General features: G+C 45.4%; 1 protein-coding gene. It reads left to right on the plus strand.

All coding sequences use genetic code 11. The features are described 5' to 3' along the window. The coding region (locus R7Z77_RS26860) for a Gfo/Idh/MocA family oxidoreductase (RefSeq protein WP_318137240.1) at positions 1-599 on the plus strand (599 nt) is incomplete at both ends.

The raw sequence follows: 599 nt of genomic DNA on the forward strand, positions 1-599 counted from the left end.
CTACCGACAGCTTCCTGCGTTTGGTGTAGATGCGGTGATGATTCATGCCGCAACTCATGTTCACTTTCAAATCGCTGAATATTTTCTAAAACAAAGCATTCCTACTTTTGTCGACAAACCTCTGGCGGACAGTTCCCAACAGGTAGAGCAACTCTATGAGATTGCAGCTATCGCCAATCAACCACTTTATGTTGGCTTTAATCGCCGACACATTCCGCTCTACAACGACTATTTGCCAAACGTACAAAAAGGCGATGTCGCTAATTTGAAGTCACTGCGTTGGGAGAAAAATCGCCACAATCTGCCGGGAGAACTCCGAACGTTCATCTTTGACGATTTTATTCACCCGCTGGACAGCGTAAATGTTGTAGCAAAAGCCGATTTGCAAGACGTCTACATCACTCACCAATTTGACGGCCAACAACTCGCACGTCTGGATGTGCAATGGCAACATGGTGATACCCTACTACACGCTTCAATGAATCGTCATTTTGGCATCACAAACGAACGCGTTCAGGCATGTTATGCCAACCAAGCATTTGAGTTTGATTCGTTCGTGGAAGGTAAATTGTGGCAGGGCAATCAAGAACGTAAGTTGA

It is taken from the genome of Vibrio sp. 1401, from assembly GCF_033340295.1.